We start from the raw sequence: 1668 nt of genomic DNA on the forward strand, positions 1-1668 counted from the left end.
TCTCTATACAGTCATTTTAATAGTTACCCTTTACAAAAGTGTATATAGTGTGTATATTGTATATATACAGAAGAAAAGGGGGACATCAATGAAAATTATTTTGAAAAACACCAGTGAACATCCCATATATGAACAAATTAAACAACAAATTAAAGAGAATATTTTAAAAGGATACGTATCTTCAGGTGAACATTTACCTTCAATGCGTGAGTTAGCAAAAGATTTGCAAGTGAGTTTAATTACAACTAAACGAGCTTATGAAGATTTAGAGAAAGATGGATTTGTAACTACGATAAGAGGTAAAGGCACATTTGTAAAAGAGCAAGATAATTCAATTCTTAAAGAAAAACAGTTCTTCGTTATTGAGAATTTAGCTAAATCAATGACTAAAGAAGCGAAGACAATTGGAATGTCTTTGGAAGAACTTCAAGAAATTCTTTCTTTAATATATGAGGAGGAATAATTATGAACGCTATAGAATTGAATAAAGTTAATTACTCGGATCATAATTTTCAACTTAAAAACGTATCTTTTGAAGTACCTCGTGGATTTGTGACAGGATTCATTGGTGCTAATGGTGCAGGGAAAACAACAGTCATACGATTAATTATGGATTTAATGCAATGTGATAGCGGTAGTATTTCGATTTTAGGGGATAGTATGATAAATAATCCTATTGATTTAAAGAATAAAATAGGTTTTGTTTATTCTGAGACTTATTTCAATGAAAAGTGGTCTATAAAGAAATTAGAAAGTATCATATCTCCATTTTATAAAAAATGGGATAAAGATTTATTTCAACATTATCTACATAAATTTGAATTACCATATAAACAAAAAATCAATCAATTTTCTACAGGTATGAAAATGAAATTGTCTCTTGCAATTGCTTTTAGTCATCATTCAGAGCTATTTGTATTAGATGAACCAACATCAGGATTAGATCCCATAGTTAGAAATGAAGTTTTAGAAATTATTCAACAAGAACTGATTGATGAAGAAAAAACAGTTTTAATTTCAACACATATTATTTCGGATTTAGAAAAAATTGCAGATTATTTAGTATATATACGAGATGGAGAAATCATATTAAATGATTCTTTAGAAGATTTAATTAATCAGTTTAAAATAGTCAAAGGTTTTAATGAGGACCTTGATAATGAGTTAGAAGACCTATTGATTTATAAAGAAAGTAGAAGAACTGGTTATAAAGCATTAACGCAGTATGCTAGTACATTTAAAGAACTGTTTGGTAGTCAAATTGAAATTCAAAATCCTAGCATTGAAGAATTGATGATTTACTTAGAAAAATATAAAAGTAATTCCACTCATGCCTTTACTAAAGAAAGTGAGGCTATCAAATGAAACAACTTTTGATTAGAAATGTAAAATTAAGATATTTAACATTATCTTTATACACAGCACTCATTTTATTTTATCCAATTTATATATTTTTAATGAAACCTAATCCGTTATTAAAGTCAATGTTTGCAATACCAATAGGATTAGTTTTAATGATTGTATCTTTACTTGATGCAGGTCATCTATTTAGATTTCATAGACGATTAGGTGGCGACAAAGCATTTTTATTTTTTGCTAGTTTACCAGTCTCTAGAAAAAATATGTTAAATGCAAATTATATTACATGTATATTATTTACTTTATTTG

The 1668-nt window shown here is 27.3% G+C and carries 3 protein-coding genes; all 3 read left to right on the forward strand.

Annotation, left to right across the window (positions count from 1 at the left end):
* The first annotated feature begins 88 nt into the window (after positions 1-88).
* Positions 89-463 carry a PSM export ABC transporter transcriptional regulator PmtR gene (pmtR, locus tag CD121_RS10385; RefSeq protein ID WP_017638084.1) on the forward strand — a complete coding sequence of 125 codons (375 nt, stop codon included), beginning with the start codon at positions 89-91 and terminating at the stop codon, positions 461-463.
* 2 nt (positions 464-465) lie between these two features.
* A complete protein-coding gene (pmtA, locus tag CD121_RS10390) occupies positions 466-1365 on the forward strand; it encodes a phenol-soluble modulin export ABC transporter ATP-binding protein PmtA (protein ID WP_126568192.1) in 900 nt (299 codons plus the stop codon).
* Positions 1362-1668: phenol-soluble modulin export ABC transporter permease subunit PmtB (pmtB, locus tag CD121_RS10395; protein ID WP_185817763.1), on the forward strand; the 307-nt coding region annotated here is incomplete at its 3' end. The genes pmtA and pmtB, both read left to right, overlap by 4 nt.

The sequence above is a fragment of the Staphylococcus pasteuri genome (assembly GCF_003970495.1).
In the GTDB taxonomy this organism is placed as follows: Bacteria; Bacillota; Bacilli; order Staphylococcales; family Staphylococcaceae; genus Staphylococcus; species Staphylococcus pasteuri.

Coding starts and splice junctions, on each gene's coding strand:
- pmtR (WP_017638084.1), top strand. CDS start 89: ATGAAAATTATTTTGAAAAACACCAGTGAACATCCCATATATGAACAA.
- pmtA (WP_126568192.1), top strand. CDS start 466: ATGAACGCTATAGAATTGAATAAAGTTAATTACTCGGATCATAATTTT.